The 16,672-nt window shown below is 45.0% G+C and carries 14 protein-coding genes; all 14 read left to right on the plus strand.

From position 1 onward, the window contains the following. Positions 1–38: 38 nt before the first annotated feature. The 14 genes from pyrH (at position 39) to dnaE (ending at position 16,659) form a co-directional block, all read left to right on the plus strand. Positions 39–770, plus strand: coding sequence for a UMP kinase (gene pyrH, locus AACS00_RS03110; RefSeq protein ID WP_072670002.1), 732 nt, complete (start codon positions 39–41; stop codon positions 768–770). A 36-nt stretch (positions 771–806) separates the two neighbouring features. Continuing rightward, entirely contained in the window at positions 807–1,364 is a 558-nt protein-coding gene (gene frr, locus AACS00_RS03115) for a ribosome recycling factor (RefSeq protein ID WP_110166501.1), read from the plus strand. Between the two features lie 92 nt (positions 1,365–1,456). Next, positions 1,457–2,209 (plus strand): polyprenyl diphosphate synthase, encoded by a 753-nt coding sequence (gene uppS, locus AACS00_RS03120; protein WP_072670070.1) that lies wholly within the window; start codon positions 1,457–1,459, stop codon positions 2,207–2,209. Positions 2,210–2,225: 16 nt separating this feature from the next. Beyond that, entirely contained in the window at positions 2,226–3,068 is an 843-nt protein-coding gene (locus AACS00_RS03125; RefSeq protein WP_072670000.1) for a phosphatidate cytidylyltransferase, read from the plus strand. Between the two features lie 48 nt (positions 3,069–3,116). Then, the gene (gene ispC / locus AACS00_RS03130; protein WP_072669999.1) at positions 3,117–4,325 is read left to right on the plus strand and encodes a 1-deoxy-D-xylulose-5-phosphate reductoisomerase; all 1,209 of its coding nucleotides are present in this window, start codon (positions 3,117–3,119) and stop codon (positions 4,323–4,325) included. Further along, complete coding sequence (gene rseP, locus AACS00_RS03135) at positions 4,322–5,677, plus strand: sigma E protease regulator RseP (protein WP_110166502.1); 1,356 nt, start codon at positions 4,322–4,324, stop codon at positions 5,675–5,677. The genes ispC and rseP overlap by 4 nt, the downstream gene beginning before the upstream one ends. Before the next feature lie 48 nt (positions 5,678–5,725). Further along, positions 5,726–8,131 carry an outer membrane protein assembly factor BamA gene (gene bamA, locus AACS00_RS03140; RefSeq protein WP_110166503.1) on the plus strand — a complete coding sequence of 802 codons (2,406 nt, stop codon included), beginning with the start codon at positions 5,726–5,728 and terminating at the stop codon, positions 8,129–8,131. A gap of 12 nt (positions 8,132–8,143) precedes the next feature. Next, complete coding sequence (locus AACS00_RS03145; protein ID WP_004394665.1) at positions 8,144–8,656, plus strand: OmpH family outer membrane protein; 513 nt, start codon at positions 8,144–8,146, stop codon at positions 8,654–8,656. A gap of 12 nt (positions 8,657–8,668) precedes the next feature. Then, positions 8,669–9,703 carry a UDP-3-O-(3-hydroxymyristoyl)glucosamine N-acyltransferase gene (gene lpxD, locus AACS00_RS03150; protein ID WP_110166774.1) on the plus strand — a complete coding sequence of 345 codons (1,035 nt, stop codon included), beginning with the start codon at positions 8,669–8,671 and terminating at the stop codon, positions 9,701–9,703. A gap of 308 nt (positions 9,704–10,011) precedes the next feature. Further along, on the plus strand, positions 10,012–10,443 hold the full coding sequence (gene fabZ / locus AACS00_RS03155) for a 3-hydroxyacyl-ACP dehydratase FabZ (protein WP_181397476.1): 432 nt from the start codon (positions 10,012–10,014) through the stop codon (positions 10,441–10,443). Position 10,444: 1 nt separating this feature from the next. Beyond that, positions 10,445–11,233, plus strand: coding sequence for an acyl-ACP--UDP-N-acetylglucosamine O-acyltransferase (gene lpxA, locus AACS00_RS03160; protein ID WP_110166504.1), 789 nt, complete (start codon positions 10,445–10,447; stop codon positions 11,231–11,233). 85 nt (positions 11,234–11,318) lie between these two features. Further along, the gene (gene lpxB, locus AACS00_RS03165) at positions 11,319–12,461 is read left to right on the plus strand and encodes a lipid-A-disaccharide synthase (RefSeq protein WP_110166505.1); all 1,143 of its coding nucleotides are present in this window, start codon (positions 11,319–11,321) and stop codon (positions 12,459–12,461) included. Between the two features lie 4 nt (positions 12,462–12,465). Further along, positions 12,466–13,083 carry a ribonuclease HII gene (rnhB, locus tag AACS00_RS03170; protein ID WP_110166506.1) on the plus strand — a complete coding sequence of 206 codons (618 nt, stop codon included), beginning with the start codon at positions 12,466–12,468 and terminating at the stop codon, positions 13,081–13,083. Positions 13,084–13,179: 96 nt separating this feature from the next. Continuing rightward, a complete protein-coding gene (gene dnaE / locus AACS00_RS03175; protein WP_110166507.1) occupies positions 13,180–16,659 on the plus strand; it encodes a DNA polymerase III subunit alpha in 3,480 nt (1,159 codons plus the stop codon). Positions 16,660–16,672: the final 13 nt, after the last annotated feature.

Below are 16,672 nucleotides of genomic sequence, written 5' to 3' on the forward strand. Positions count from 1 at the left end.
GACTGTTAACTAACGATACTTTTTGAAAGGTAAAGTCCATGACAACAAACCCTAAACCCGCATATCAACGTATTTTATTAAAATTGAGCGGTGAAGCGCTTCAAGGTGAAGAAGGTTTTGGTATCGATCCAACGGTGCTTGATCGTATGGCACAAGAAGTGAAAGAACTCGTTGAGTTGGGTGTTCAAGTTGGTGTCGTCATTGGTGGTGGCAACTTGTTTCGTGGTGCAGGTTTAGCGGCTGCGGGAATGAACCGTGTTGTCGGTGACCATATGGGCATGTTGGCAACAGTGATGAATGGCCTTGCGATGCGTGACGCCCTACATCGAGCTTACGTGAACGCACGTGTTATGTCGGCCATTCCACTTAAAGGGGTGTGTGATGACTACAACTGGGCTGACGCGATCAGTCAATTGCGCCAAGGTCGTGTAGTAATTTTTTCTGCTGGTACTGGCAACCCATTCTTCACAACCGATTCTGCTGCTTGTTTACGTGGTATCGAAATTGAAGCTGACGTGGTTCTCAAAGCGACAAAAGTAGACGGCGTCTACAGTGCTGACCCTGTAGCCAATCCGGATGCGCAACTGTATGATAAGCTGGTTTACAACGATGTGCTGGAAAAAGAACTTAAAGTGATGGATTTGGCAGCCTTTACTCTGGCTCGTGATCATAACATGCCAATCCGTGTCTTTAATATGAATAAGCCAGGCGCGCTACGCCGTGTGGTTATGGGTGAAGCGGAAGGGACGCTGATCAGCTCCGCTGTATAATCACTCTCGAAATGAAATAAGAATTAAGGTGATATTGTGATTAATGAGATCAAAAAAGACGCTCAAGAGCGTATGGATAAAAGTGTAGAAGCGCTAAAGAACAATCTATCAAAGATTCGCACTGGCCGCGCTCACCCAAGCCTACTATCTGGCCTCTCTGTTGAGTACTACGGTGCATCAACGCCTCTAAGCCAAATTGCCAACGTAGTTGCTGAAGATGCACGTACATTAGCGATTACGGTATTTGATAAAGAACTTACGCCAAAAGTTGAAAAAGCGATCCTAATGTCTGATTTGGGGTTAAACCCAATGTCAGCGGGTACGGTTATTCGTGTTCCACTACCACCATTAACGGAAGAGCGTCGTCGTGATCTCGTTAAAATCGTCCGTGGTGAAGCGGAAGGTGGTCGAGTAGCCGTGCGTAATATTCGTCGTGATGCTAACAACGATCTAAAAGCGTTATTGAAAGACAAAGAAATTTCAGAAGATGAAGAGCGTAAGGCTCAAGATGAAATTCAAAAATTGACCGATACAGCCGTCAAGAAAATCGATGACGTCTTAGCGGTAAAAGAAAAAGAACTTATGGAAGTTTAATTTCTACAAAACCCTAACAGAAAAACGCTGTGCTCACAGCACAGCGTTTTTTTATGCTACTCTTCACCATCTTTTTTCTTTATTACGTTTCTATGCAAAATTCGCAGCTCTCGTTAGATGTTCTCCCTCAACATATCGCCATCATTATGGATGGCAATGGTCGTTGGGCAAAAGCACAAGGTAAACCTCGGATCTTTGGTCATAAAAATGGGGTTGCTGCGGTGCGTAAAACGGTTTCTACCGCAGCAAAACTGGGGATTCGAGCCGTGACTTTATTTGCTTTTAGCAGTGAAAATTGGCGACGCCCAGAGGAAGAGGTCGGCGTATTGATGGAGTTATTTCTTCGTGTCTTATCGACCGAGGTCAAAAAACTGCACAAAAATAATCTGCGTTTACGTGTTATTGGCGATACCAGTCGGTTCAGTGAGCGATTACAGAGTAAAATCGCCCAAGCTGAGGCGTTGACTCAGCATAATACCGGTATGGTGATTAATATCGCGGCGAACTACGGTGGAAAATGGGACATCACTCAGGCGATGCGCCATATTGCTCTTAAAATCAGTCGTAATGAGATCAATGTGACGGATATAAATGAAGCCTTGATCGCTGAGCATTTAACGATGGCTGATCTTCCAGAAGTCGATTTATTGATTCGTACCAGTGGTGAATGCCGAATCAGTAACTTTCTTCTTTGGCAGTTGGCTTATGCAGAAATGTATTTTACTCCGGTCTATTGGCCTGAGTTTGGTGAAGACAGTTTAATTGAAGCTGTGACTTGGTTTGTTAATCGTGAGCGCCGATTTGGTTGTACCGGTGAGCAAGTCAAAGCGTTAATGACACCATAAAATAGGACTTCTCAGTTTGAAGCAAAGAATTATTACTGCGCTTTTACTTGCCCCTTTAGTGATTGCTGGCATTTTTTGGCTCCCGCAATCTGGCTTTATTTTAGCGTTGGCGGTCGTCACGTTATTGGGGCTATGGGAGTGGACACAATTTGTTTCTTCTTCCTCTCGTTATCTTGCTTTATTGCCCGGTATTGTGGTCGGAGCGCTAAGCTATTGGTTGCTTGTTCCTCAGCTTTCTGTATTAAGTGCTTTGCAACCAATGCATTACGGCATCTTAGTGATCGGTTCACTGTGGTGGATTATCGCTAGCGGTCTCGCTATTACTTATCCCAAATCACGATCTTGCTGGGAAAACTCCAACTCAGTACGCCATTTATTCGGAGTGCTGACATTATTGCCTTTTTTTTGGAGTGTGATTTTTTTACGCTCGGAATACATTACCGCTGACAGTTATCACGGTGCAAAATTGGTACTGTATGTCTGTTTGATTGTCTGGGCCGCAGATAGTGGTGCTTACTTTTCTGGCAAGAGTTTTGGTAAGCGAAAAATGGCTCCGGCTGTCAGTCCAAATAAAACCATTGAAGGATTAATTGGTGGCGTAATCGCTGCCATGTTGGTGGGTTGGTTATGCGCCAGTTGGTTTAATATTCAATTTGCTTCCACCGTTATTATGTTGTTGACCATTTTAGTCACCGTCGTGATTTCTGTGTTGGGCGATCTGGTAGAAAGTATGTTTAAGCGGGTGTCTGGCATTAAAGACAGCAGTAAGATCATTCCTGGCCACGGTGGTATTTTGGACCGAGTGGATAGCCTTACGGCCGCTTTCCCGGTATTTGCTTTATGTTATTTCTTATTTTAATGCTGGTGAAACAAGCTTTTATCGGCATAAACCATGACGGTTTTTGTAATGCGTAAATTAACCATTCTCGGAGCTACTGGCTCTATTGGCGCGAGCACCCTTAAAGTGGTGGCCGAGAATCCTGAGCACTTCAGTGTGGTGGCTTTGGTGGCGGGCAGCAATGTCAGCAAAATGCGCGAGCTTTGCCAAACATGGCGTCCGAAATATGCAGTGATGGCTACGCCACAAGCGGCGCAGTTATTATCCTCTCAATTGGCTGGACTTTCACTGGCAACTGAAGTGTTGTATGGCGAAGAGGCAATGTGCCATGTTGCTTCTAGCGATGAGGTTGACACTGTGATGGCGGCGATTGTCGGCGCCGCCGGTTTGTTACCGACGATGGCTGCGGTTAAGGCTGGTAAGCGCGTCTTATTGGCGAATAAAGAAGCTTTGGTCATGTCTGGGCAGCTCTTTATTGACGCTGTTGAGCAATATGGCGCCGAATTATTGCCTGTTGACAGTGAACATAATGCGATTTTTCAATGTTTACCTGTTGATATTCAAACTCAGCTCGGGCGCTGCCATTTACAAGAGCAAGGAGTGTCTCATATTCTGTTGACTGGCTCAGGCGGGCCATTTCGTTATGCCGATATCGAGACCTTAGCTCAAGTTACTCCAGAACAAGCGATTGCGCATCCTAATTGGTCGATGGGACCCAAAATATCGGTTGATTCTGCGACCATGATGAATAAAGGGCTTGAGTATATTGAGGCTAAGTGGCTATTTAACGCGTCTCGTGAACAGCTTAAGGTTTTGATCCACCCGCAATCAGTCATCCACTCAATGGTTCAATATCGGGATGGTTCGGTGATTGCACAGCTCGGCGAACCAGATATGGCGACGCCGATTGCACAAGCGCTGGCTTATCCAAGACGGATAAGTGCCGGTGTTAAGTCGCTAGATTTTACCCATATGAGCGAGTTGACCTTTATGGCAGTAGATTATCAGCGCTACCCTTGTTTGCAATTGGCGATAGATGCGTGTTATATCGGTCAGCATGCAACAACTTCACTCAATGCTGCCAATGAAGTGGCCGTTGAGGCATTTTTACGAGGACAGATTCGCTTTACTGACATTGCCGTGATTAATGAAAAGGTATTGTCGAGCGTATGTGGGACAAACAGTCCGTTACATTCCTATCACTTGGAAAGCCTACTCGAGCTGGATACAATGGCGCGCAGTCTGGCTAATCAACACTTGAAAGAGCGTATGTTATGAGTGGCGTTTTATGGAACTTTGTTGCCTTTATTGTCGCCTTAGGCATTTTAGTCGCGGTACATGAGTACGGGCATTTTTGGGTGGCAAGAAAGTGTGGCGTTAAAGTAGAAAAGTTTTCGATTGGCTTTGGACGAGCGATTTGGAAACGCCTAGGCAAGGACGGAACTGAGTACAGCATTTCTGTTATTCCACTTGGCGGATACGTCAAAATGCTCGACAGTCGAGTAGATGATATTCCTCGCGAGCAGTACCCATTCGCTTTTGATAAAAAATCATTGTGGCAGCGTACGGCCATCGTTGCCGCAGGGCCAGCTTTTAACTTTTTATTTGCTCTCTTCGCTTATTGGTTGGTCTTTATTATCGGTGTACCGGCGGTCAAACCGGTGATTGGTGAAGTCGCACCATACTCGATTGCTGCCGATGCAGGGGTAAAACCTGGTATGGAAATTAAGGCCGTTTCAGGTGTTAAGACTCTTGATTGGGAGTCGGTGAATATGGGATTAATTCGCCATATTGGTAACCAAAGCCTCACATTGACGGTCTCTTCTCCAGATGAGATTGGCATTGAGCAAATCAAGACTTTTAACTTGGCGTCATGGAACTTTAACCCAGAAACAGAGTCTGCTATGGGAGCGCTAGGATTTAAACCTTTTGTCCCTGAAGTCTCTACGGTACTCGCGACAATTTCTACTGGTGGCGCTGGTGCTAAAGCTGGACTGCAAGTGGGAGACCGTTTGACTCATATTAATGGTCAAGTGATTTCATCTTGGCAACAGGCGGTTACTGAGATTCAGGCCAATCCAAATCAAGCGTTAGACATTGGTATAGAGCGTGCACAGCAACGATTGACGCTCACTTTGGTTCCAGAGGCTCGAAGTGTGTCTGGACAGATGATAGGTTTTGCTGGTATTTCGCCACAAGTGGCTGAATGGCCTCCGGGATACCGCTTTGACTTACAGTTTGGCGTGGTCGACTCAATCGGTAAAGCGTTTGAAAAAACGGGACAAGTGATCGACTTAACCATCAGTATGCTGAAAAAGCTGATTGTCGGTGATGTGGGGCTGAATAATCTCAGTGGGCCGATCTCCATTGCTAAAGGGGCTGGGACCACGGCTGATTATGGCTTGGTTTATTTTCTCGGTTTCTTAGCCTTGATCAGTATAAACTTGGGGATTATTAATTTAGTTCCGCTGCCAATGCTTGATGGCGGGCACTTACTGTTCTTCGCGATTGAGGCTGTGATTCGACGCCCTGTTCCGGAAAAAATACAAGAAATTGGCTATCGACTCGGAGGCGTGATCATTTTCTCCTTAATGGCGGTAGCAATATTTAATGATTTTACTCGCCTGTGATTGATTCGCATTAGGCAATGGTTGTAGTAAGGACTAACTAAAACAAATATGGCGATGAAAAAAATCCTGTTCGCGACACTGCTCGCAACAAGTGTATCCGTTAGTGGTGCCGAAAATTTTGTAGTACAGGACATTCAGATTCAAGGACTGCAGCGAGTGGCTCTCGGTGCTGCGTTATTGAGAATGCCTGTGCGAATTGGCGATACCGTTGATTCTCAAGATGTTGCACAAATTATCCAAGCGTTGTATGCCTCGGGTAACTTTGAAAACGTGAAAGTTCTGCGCGATGGTTCCTCGTTGATCGTACAAGTTCAAGAGCGTCCAACCATTGCCAGTGTCTCTTTCTCTGGCAACAAAGCGATTAAACAAGAGCAACTACAACAAAACCTTGAAGCTTCGGGTATTCGAGTCGGTGAGGCTTTGGATCGCACCAAGCTGAGCAATATCGAAAAAGGTTTAGAAGATTTTTATTACAGTGTCGGTAAGTATAACGCCAGCGTAAAAGCAGTGGTGACGCCTTTACCGCGCAATCGAGCTGATTTGAAGTTTATTTTTACTGAAGGTGTCTCGGCAAAAATTCAGCAAATTAACTTTATCGGTAATGAAGTGTTCAGTAATGAAGATCTTTTATCTCGCTTCAATCTGAACGTCGATTTGTCATGGTGGAACTTCCTCTCTGATGATAAGTATCAAAAACAGGTTCTAGCAGCGGATATTGAAGCACTACGCACTTTTTACTTGGACCGTGGTTATTTGAAGTTCCAAGTTGAATCGAGCCACGTTTCTATCTCTCCAGATAAAAAAGGTGTCTACATCACCTTGAATCTGAATGAAGGTTTACCGTACACGGTAAAAGATGTCCAATTTCGCGGAGAGTTAATTGGTAAAGAAGACGAGTTTAAGGCTCAGGTTCCCTTTGAGTTAGGTGAGACTTATCAGGGCTCGGCAGTCACACAGTTGGAAGAAAGTGTTAAACGTGTTCTTGGTGAAGCCGGTTATGCTTATCCTCAAGTGCGTACGATCCCTGAATTTGATGATGAAACACAACAGGTTTCTCTCATCGTGCATGTTGAAGCTGGTAAGCGTATTTATGTTCGTGACATTCGTTTTATCGGTAACAATGCCACTCGTGATGAAGTTTTACGCCGAGAAATGCGTCAAATGGAAGGCAGTTGGTTGAATTCGCGTGCGATTGATACTGGAAAAACGCGTTTAAACCGCTTGGGCTTTTTTGAAACGGTTGATGTACAAACGGTTCGTGTTCCTGGTTCAGACGATCAAGTTGATTTGGTCTATACCGTCAAAGAGGCTAACTCGGGAAGTATTAACTTTGGTGTTGGTTATGGTACCGAATCGGGGGTGAGTTTTACCGTCGGATTAACCCAAGATAACTTCTTAGGAACCGGTAACCGTGTCGGTGTCACTGCAACCACTAACGATTATCAACAAAATATTACGCTGGAATACCGTGATCCTTATTGGAATATTGATGGCGTCAGCCTTGGCGGCCGCGTCTTCTACAACAAGTTTGAAGCCTCAGAAGCCGGGATTGTCGATTATACCAACCAAAGTTATGGTACCAGTTTGACTTGGGGATTCCCGTTTGATGAACTCAATCGTTTTGAGTTTGGTGTTGGTTATACCCATAACAAAATTGGTAATTTATCGCCTTATTTACAAGTTGAGCAGTTCCTGTGCAACTTAGGCGATTGTGATCCGAAAGAGTTGATCACCGATGATTTTGATGTCAACGTTGCTTGGACTCGAAATAACCTTAACCGAGGTTTTTTCCCAACCGCCGGTAACCATCAGCGTGCGTTTGCTAAAATGACCACTCCGGGTTCCGATGCGCAGTTTTTCAAGTTGCAATACGATGTGCGTCAATATTTCCCATTAACCAGAAAACATGAATTTACCCTGCTACTGCGTGGTCGTTTAGGTTATGGTAACGGTTATGGTCAAACGGACGGTAAAGATAATCTTTATCCGTTTTATGAAAACTTTTATGCTGGTGGTTTTACCACCTTACGTGGATTTGGCTCTAACTCGGCGGGCCCTAAAGCGGTATATCGTGACTATTCCAGTTCAGGTAATGGTCAAGATACGGCGACCAAAGATTCAGTCGGTGGTAACGCAATTGCCCTTGCCAGTTTAGAATTAATTGTGCCGACGCCTTTTGCATCTGATGAAGCACGCAGTCAAGTCCGCACCAGTGTCTTTGTTGATGTCGCTAGTGTATGGGATACAGAGTTCGATTATCGCTCCAATGCCTCGTTTGGTAATCAGTATTACTATGATTACTCCGACCCAAGCAAATATCGCGCATCTTATGGTGTTGCACTGCAATGGATGTCACCGATGGGGCCATTAGTCTTCTCGTTGGCGAAACCTATTAAAAAATACGATGGTGATAATGAAGAGTTCTTCACTTTTACTATCGGACGAACCTTCTAAATAGAGGAAAGTATGTTAAAAAATACCGTTAAAGCGGCCAGTGTTAGCCTGATTATTCTTAGTTCTGCTTTTTTTGCCAACGCTGCTGAGGCCGCGCAAAAAGTAGGTTTCATCAACACTGCACAAGTATTTCAAGCATTGCCACAACGTGAAGTGGTTTTGCAGAAAATGCAGGATGAGTTTAAAGATAAAGCTGCAGAGCTACAAAGTCTTCAAGCTCAAGCCAAAACGAAAATTGAAAAATTAAGACGTGATGCTGAGCTGATGAGCCAAGATGACGTTGAAAAATTGCGTATGGAAATTGGACAATTGGATAATATGTACCAAATGAAAGCGCAAGCGTTAGAGCGAGCTTCTGCACGTCGCGAAGCAGAAGAAAAACAAAAACTGTTTAAAATTATCCAAGACGCTGTGCAAAAAGTCGCGGAAAAAGAAGGTTATGACCTGATTGTTGATGTTAGTGCTATGCAATACGGTAAACCACAGTACAATATTTCTGAGCAAGTAATTAAAGCAATTAAATAATATTCGATGACTATGATGACACTAACTTTAGCCGATTTGGCAACCATAACCGGCGGCACCCTATACGGTGATGCTAACGTGAAAGTAAGCGCGGTCGCGCCAATGGATAGGGCCAAGGAAGGGGATGTCACCTTTCTTTCTAATACTAAATACGCTAAACACCTTAAGTTGTGCCAAGCGTCAGTAGTGATGGTGAAAGAGTCGGAACGAGAGTTGTGTCCATCGAACGTATTAGTGGTCGCTGACCCTTATATTGCCTTTGCTAAGGTAGCTCAGGCATTAGATAAAACACCTAAACCAGCGTTGGTCGGCATAGCACCGAGTGCGGTTGTCGCGACAGATGTCCAACTCGGTAAGAATGTAGCGATTGGCGCCAACGCAGTGATTGAGTCGGGAGTGGTTCTCGGTGATAACGTAGTGGTTGGTGCAGGATGCTTTATTGGTCATAACGCACGATTAGGCCATAACACTAAGCTGTGGGCTAATGTTACGGTCTATCACAGTGTACAAATCGGTGATGACTGCTTAATTCAATCTGGTACCGTGATCGGCTCTGACGGTTTTGGCTATGCTAATGAACGTGGCGAATGGGTAAAAATTCCACAAATGGGCACAGTACGGATTGGTAATCGCGTTGAAATTGGTGCCTCGACAACCATTGATCGTGGTGCACTGGATGACACTGTGATTGAAGATAATGTGATTATTGATAATCAGCTACAAATTGCTCATAACGTACACATCGGATATGGCAGTGCTCTTGCTGGTGGTACAGTGATTGCTGGCAGTACTCATATTGGTAAATACTGCATTATTGGCGGGGCGACGGTCATTAATGGTCACATTACCATTGCCGATGGAGTCACGATTACCGGTATGGGGATGGTGATGCGTAGTATTGAAGAGAAAGGTATGTATTCATCCGGCATTCCGCTGCAGCCGAATAAAGAGTGGCGTAAAACCGCCGCACGCGTGCATCGAATTGAAGAGATGAATAAGCGATTAAAAGCCTTAGAAAAGCAATTTGAGCAAATCAGCCACTCATAATGGCTTGATTTGCTAAAAAGGCTCGCCGTACGCGAGTCTTTTTTATCTCTATGTTCTGGTTTAATCATGGTTGGTATATCGGCTGCTATGGTCTGCTGTTTAGGATCTAAGCTTTAGTCAGATTGATTGCCCCGTTGCCTGCCACTCTCAGCGGTTTGAGTATATAATACAAGCCAACTTATTTGCTCTGCTTTGGGCCTGTTTTCGTGATGATTTAAGCGGAACAGTTTTCCTATCTTAAAGAGTAGGGCGCAGCATTTAATCTATTTATTGATAGGAATATGACTTTGACTACTGAAAAGAAAATGATGAATATCACTGAAATTCAGAGCCTGCTTCCACACCGGTACCCTTTTTTGTTGATCGATCGAGTGACCGATTATGAAGAAGGTAAATACCTTGTTGGGCTAAAGAATGTTTCAGTGAATGAACCTCAGTTTACTGGTCATTTCCCTCAGTTGCCAGTTTTCCCAGGCGTGCTAATTTTAGAAGCCATGGCTCAAGCGACTGGGTTGTTGGCATTTAAAACCTTTGGTGCACCAAAAGAAAACGAGCTGTACTATTTTGCAAGCATTGATAATGCAAAGTTTCGTAAACCAGTTGGCCCTGGCGATCAATTAATGATTGAAGTGGAATTTATCAAAGAGCGCCGAGGTATTGCTCTTTTTAACGGAGTAGCCAAAGTCGATGGCGACGTGGTTTGTTCCGCCGAACTTAAATGTGCACGCAGAGAGTTTTAAGATGATTCATCCAACGGCACAAATCCACCCAACCGCGGTGGTCGAAGATGGCGCAGTGATTGGCGCTAATGTCAGAATTGGTCCATTTTGTTATGTCGATGGCAAAGTGGAGATTGGTGAAGGTACTGAGCTGTTATCACACGTTGTTGTCAAAGGGCCGACTAAGCTTGGTAAAGACAATCGCATTTTTCAATTCGCCTCAATTGGTGAAGCTTGTCAGGATCTCAAATATGCGGGTGAAGATACTCAACTGATTGTTGGAGATCGCAATACGATTCGTGAAAGCGTCACTATGCATCGTGGTACCGTGCAAGATAAAGGTATCACCGTTGTAGGCAGTGATAACTTGTTTATGATTAATGCACACGTAGCCCATGATTGTGTGATTGGTGATCGCTGTATTTTTGCCAATAATGCAACCTTAGCTGGACATGTCAAAGTCGGTAATCAAGCCATCATTGGTGGCATGTCAGCAATTCATCAATTCTGCCACATTGGCGATCATTGTATGCTAGGTGGTGGATCGATCGTTGTACAAGATGTGCCGCCTTTTGTGATGGCGCAAGGTAACCACTGTGCCCCTTTTGGCATTAACGTCGAAGGTTTAAAGCGTCGTGGTTTTGAAAAAGCGGAAATACATGCGATTCGCCGTGCTTATAAGGCGTTGTATCGTAATGGACTCACTTTGGAAGAAGCCAAAGTAGAAATTGCCAAAGAAGCGGCGAGTTTCCCTGCGGTTCAGCGTTTCCTAGATTTCTTAGCAGACTCAGCTCGCGGTATCATCCGTTAGTTTTAGACTTGGCGTTAGACAAAAGATCGCCATTTATCGGCGATCTTTTGCATTTTATGCGATTACCTATCAGAGGTATTGAGGAATGGAACAACAACCTTTACGTATTGGTATTGTTGCGGGGGAATTGTCGGGGGATACCCTCGGTGAAGGCTTTATTAAAGCGATCAAAACCCGTTATCCTAATGCTGAGTTTGTCGGGATTGGCGGCCCGAAAATGATGGCTCAAGGCTGCCATTCTCTGTTTGATATGGAAGAGTTAGCCGTCATGGGCTTGGTGGAAGTGCTCGGACGCTTGCCTCGTTTGCTCAAAGTGAAAGCCGAGTTGGTCCAGTATTTTACGCAAAATCCACCGGATGTCTTTATTGGGATTGATGCGCCAGATTTTAATTTACGCTTGGAGCGAGATTTAAAGCAAGCGGGAATTAAAACGGTGCATTATGTCAGCCCTTCTGTATGGGCTTGGCGTCAAAAGCGAATCTTTAAAATTGCTGCAGCCACGGATCTGGTGCTCGCTTTTTTACCGTTTGAAAAAGCGTTTTATGATCGGTTTAACGTACCGTGTGAGTTCATTGGCCATACCTTGGCCGATGCTTTACCACTTCAGCCCGATAAGCAAGCGGCTCAGCGTTTATTAGGGTTAGATGAACAGAAGCGCTGGCTTGCGGTGTTGCCAGGCAGTCGTAGCGGAGAAATGAAGCTGCTAGCTAAGCCGTTTATTGAAACGTGTCAACGACTGCATCAAACTTATCCAGAATTAGGGTTTGTTGTTGCGCTGGTCAACGCGCAGCGGCGCGAGCAGTTTGAAACGATTTGGCAACAAGTGGCTCCTGAGCTGGATTTTACCTTAGTTGATGATACCGCTCGTCATGTGATTACGGCATCGGATGTGGTGATGCTGGCGTCCGGTACGGTCGCATTAGAGTGCATGTTACTCAAACGGCCGATGGTGGTCGGTTATAAAGTCAATGCCATTACCGCTTTTTTAGCAAGACGCTTACTCAAAACCCCTTATGTTTCACTGCCGAATATTCTCGCTGGGCAAGAACTGGTGAAAGAGTTTTTACAACAAGAGTGCAACGTTGATAACCTGTATCACGAGTTAACTCGGTTGTTGCAAAATGATAACCAAGCATTAGTAGATAAATTCACAGAGATGCATCATTGGATCCGCAAAGATGCGGATCAACAAGCCGCGCAAGCGGTACTGACATTAATAGGAAAATAACCGCGTGACCATAAAAGCCAATAACGATCTGCCCCCTTTTATTCTTCCGGCTGGCTATCACTGTATTGCCGGTGTTGATGAAGTCGGACGCGGGCCACTGGTTGGGGATGTGGTCACGGCTGCGGTCATTCTAGACCCAACGCAACCGATTAATGGTCTGAATGACTCTAAAAAACTGTCAGAAAAAAAGCGCCTCGCGTTACTACCAGAAATTCAAGCGAAAGCGTTAGCATGGTCGATAGGGCGTTGTTCACCAAGGGAAATTGATCAATTGAATATTTTCCAAGCAACGATGCTGGCTATGCAGCGTGCGGTAACGGGTTTAGCGATTCAACCTGATTTCGTTTTAGTTGATGGTAATAAAGTGCCTAACTTACCGATGGCTGCTGAAGCCGTAGTGAAGGGTGATTTACGAGTCGCGCAGATCAGTGCGGCATCGATCATTGCGAAGGTGGTACGCGATCAAGAAATGGCTGAGCTCGATCTGCTTTACCCGCAGTTTGGTTTTGCACAGCATAAAGGTTATCCGACCAAAGCGCATTTTGCTGCTATCGAACAACATGGAGTGATTGATCAACATCGACGTAGTTTTGCTCCCGTCAAGCGCGCATTAGGTTTATAGCCTCAGATTTCCCCTGATGGTTTTACGCGTCTACGGATTAACGTAGAATAGTACGATTACCCGATCTAGCCTTCGAAGCCCCTAGGATTCAATTGAATGTCAGACCCAAAGTTTATCCACTTACGTGTTCACAGTGATTTTTCCATGGTGGATGGTTTGTCCAAAGTCCCCCCTCTGGTTAAGCAAGTGGCGGCGATGGGGATGCCAGCCATGGCCCTGACCGATTTTACTAACTTATGTGGATTGGTGAAATTTTATGGTACTGCGCATAATTGTGGCATCAAACCGATTATTGGTGCTGATTTTACGCTGCGTTCAGAAGAGTTTGCTGATGAACTGACCAAAATCACTATTTTAGCCAAAAATAATCTTGGTTATAAAAATCTTACCTTATTGATTTCAGAAGCGTATTTGCGTGGTCATATCCAACATCAACCAGTGATTGATAAACAATGGTTGGTCAAGCATGCCGAAGGTTTGATTATTCTTTCTGGTGGTAAAAATGGTGAAATCGGCCGAGCGTTATTAAAAGGCAATCAAGCGTTAGCGGAAAAGTGCGTAGAGTTTTATCAAACCTATTTCGCCGATCATTTCTATTTAGAGCTAGTGCGCACAGGGCGAGCGGATGAAGAGAGCTACTTACATTTTGCTCTCGACTTAGCAGAGCAAACGCAATTACCGGTTGTGGCGACCAATGAAGTGGTTTTTTTAAACGCGGAGCAATTTGATGCCCATGAAATTCGCGTTGCCATTCATGACGGTTATACCTTAGAGGACCCAAGACGGCCTAAAAATTACAGCCCTCAGCAATATTTACGCACCGAGCAAGAGATGTGCGAGTTGTTTGCCGATATTCCACAAGCGCTCGAGAATAGTGTTGAAATTGCCAAACGCTGTAATGTGACCGTTCGCTTAGGTGAGTATTTCCTACCTAACTTTCCGACGGGCGGATTAGCGATTGAAGAATTTTTGGTCGTGAAATCCAAACAAGGATTAGAAGAGCGCCTAGAGTTTTTGTTTCCCGATCCACAAGTTCGTGCCGAGCGTCGCCCTGAATACGATGAGCGTTTGGATATTGAGCTGCAAGTGATTAACCAAATGGGATTTCCGGGTTACTTCTTGATCGTTATGGAGTTTATCCAATGGTCAAAAGATAATGATATTCCGGTTGGTCCCGGTCGTGGTTCAGGTGCTGGTTCTTTAGTCGCTTATGCGCTGAAAATCACCGATCTTGATCCCCTTGAATATGACCTACTATTTGAGCGCTTTCTTAACCCTGAACGGGTCTCGATGCCTGACTTTGATGTCGATTTTTGTATGGACAAGCGAGATCAGGTGATTGATCACGTGGCTGAATTATACGGTCGTGATGCTGTATCCCAGATCATTACCTTCGGCACCATGGCGGCGAAAGCGGTGATCCGTGATGTGGGACGGGTATTAGGGCATCCTTTTGGATTTGTTGACCGTATCTCTAAGTTGATCCCCCCCGATCCCGGCATGACGCTTGAAAAAGCGTTCAAAGCTGAGCCTGCACTGCAAGAGTTGTATGACGCTGATGAAGAAGTCAGAGAGCTGATCGATAAGTGTCGGATCCTCGAAGGGTGTACTCGAAATGCCGGTAAACACGCCGGAGGCGTAGTGATTTCGCCGACCACGATCACCGATTTTGCGCCGCTGTATTGTGATGCTGAAGGCCATCATCCTGTTACTCAATTTGATAAAAACGATGTTGAATACGCCGGATTAGTAAAATTCGATTTCTTAGGTCTGCGTACGTTAACCATCATTGACTGGGCATTGGGGTTAATTAATCCACGTCGTGCGGCTCTTGGTGAAGCGCCACTACGAATTGAAGCGATTCCGCTGCAAGATGAAGCTTCATTCCGATTGCTACAAAAATCTGAAACGACCGCCGTATTCCAGTTGGAATCGCGCGGAATGAAAGAGCTTATCAAACGTCTAAAACCGGACTGTTTTGAAGATATTATCGCTTTGGTGGCGCTGTTTCGTCCTGGGCCTTTGCAGTCCGGCATGGTAGATAACTTTATTGACCGTAAACATGGTCGTGAAGTGATCTCTTACCCAGATGAAAAATGGCAACATGAGTCATTAAAAGAAATTCTAGAACCGACTTACGGCATCATCCTCTATCAAGAGCAAGTCATGCAGATTGCTCAGGTGCTAGCTGGTTATACCTTAGGCGGTGCGGATATGCTACGCCGTGCGATGGGTAAGAAAAAACCAGAAGAGATGGCTAAGCAGCGCGCTGTATTTAAAGAGGGTGCTGAGAACAACGGTATTGATGGCGAGTTGGCGATGAAAATCTTTGACTTGGTAGAGAAATTTGCCGGTTATGGATTTAATAAATCTCACTCTGCGGCCTATGCTTTGGTGTCTTATCAAACGTTATGGTTAAAAACCCATTATCCTGCTGAATTTATGGCGGCGGTAATGACCGCGGATATGGATAATACCGAGAAAGTGGTTGGTTTGGTTGATGAGTGCCAACGTATGGGATTGACCGTGTTACCGCCGGACATTAACTCTGGTTTATACCGTTTTAATGTTGATGAGAACGGGGCGATTGTGTACGGTATTGGAGCGATCAAAGGTGTTGGTGAAGGGCCAATCGAAGCAATTTTAGACTCGCGCAGTAAAAACGGCTATTTTAAAGACTTGTTTGATTTTTGTGCTCGAATCGACCTTAAAAAAGTTAATAAACGGGTGATTGAGAAATTAATCCTTGCCGGAGCATTGGATAGGTTAGGTCCCCATCGGGCGGCAATGATGGCCTCGTTGGATGATGCGGTAAAAGCCGCCAGCCAACATCATCAAGCAGAGGCCTTTGGCCAAGCTGATATGTTTGGTGTTCTGACCGATGCTCCTGAAGAGGTGGAACAAAAGTATACTCAAGTTCCTCCTTGGCCGGAAAAAGTCTGGTTAGAAGGGGAGAGAGAAACGTTAGGGTTGTACTTAACGGGTCACCCGATTAATCAGTATTTAAAAGAATTACCTAAATATACCAGTTGTCGCTTAAATGAAGCGACGCCGACACGACGAGATCAATCGTTAACATTAGCGGGTTTGGTGATTGCTGCTCGAGTCATGACCACCAAACGTGGTAGTCGAATTGGCTTAATGACTTTGGATGATCGCTCTGGACGCATTGAGGTGATGCTTTATTCTGATGCCTTAGATAGGTATGCAGAATTGTTAGAAAAAGATAAAATTCTGGTTGTTTCCGGACAGGTCAGCTTTGATGACTTCAATGGTGGCCTTAAAATGTCTGCGCGCGAAGTCATGGACTTGGGTAGCGCGCGTGAAAAATATGCCCGTGGTTTATCGGTGTCGATTGCACAATCGCAAATCGATGAGCAATTTTTTGAGCGCTTTAGTCAAATCTTAGAGCCTCACCGAGCAGGGACTGTTCCTGTCAATGTATACTATCAACGCTCAGATGCGAGGGCGCGTTTGACGTTGGGTACGGAGTGGCGGGTTACGCCGAGTGATACATTGCTAGATGAATTACAACAGTTACTTGGTAAAGACCAAGTAGAACTCGAATTTAACTAAATTCAGCTGCGCA

It is taken from the genome of Vibrio sp. 11986-1-5, assembly GCF_963878025.1.
GTDB lineage: Bacteria > Pseudomonadota > Gammaproteobacteria > Enterobacterales > Vibrionaceae > Vibrio > Vibrio injensis.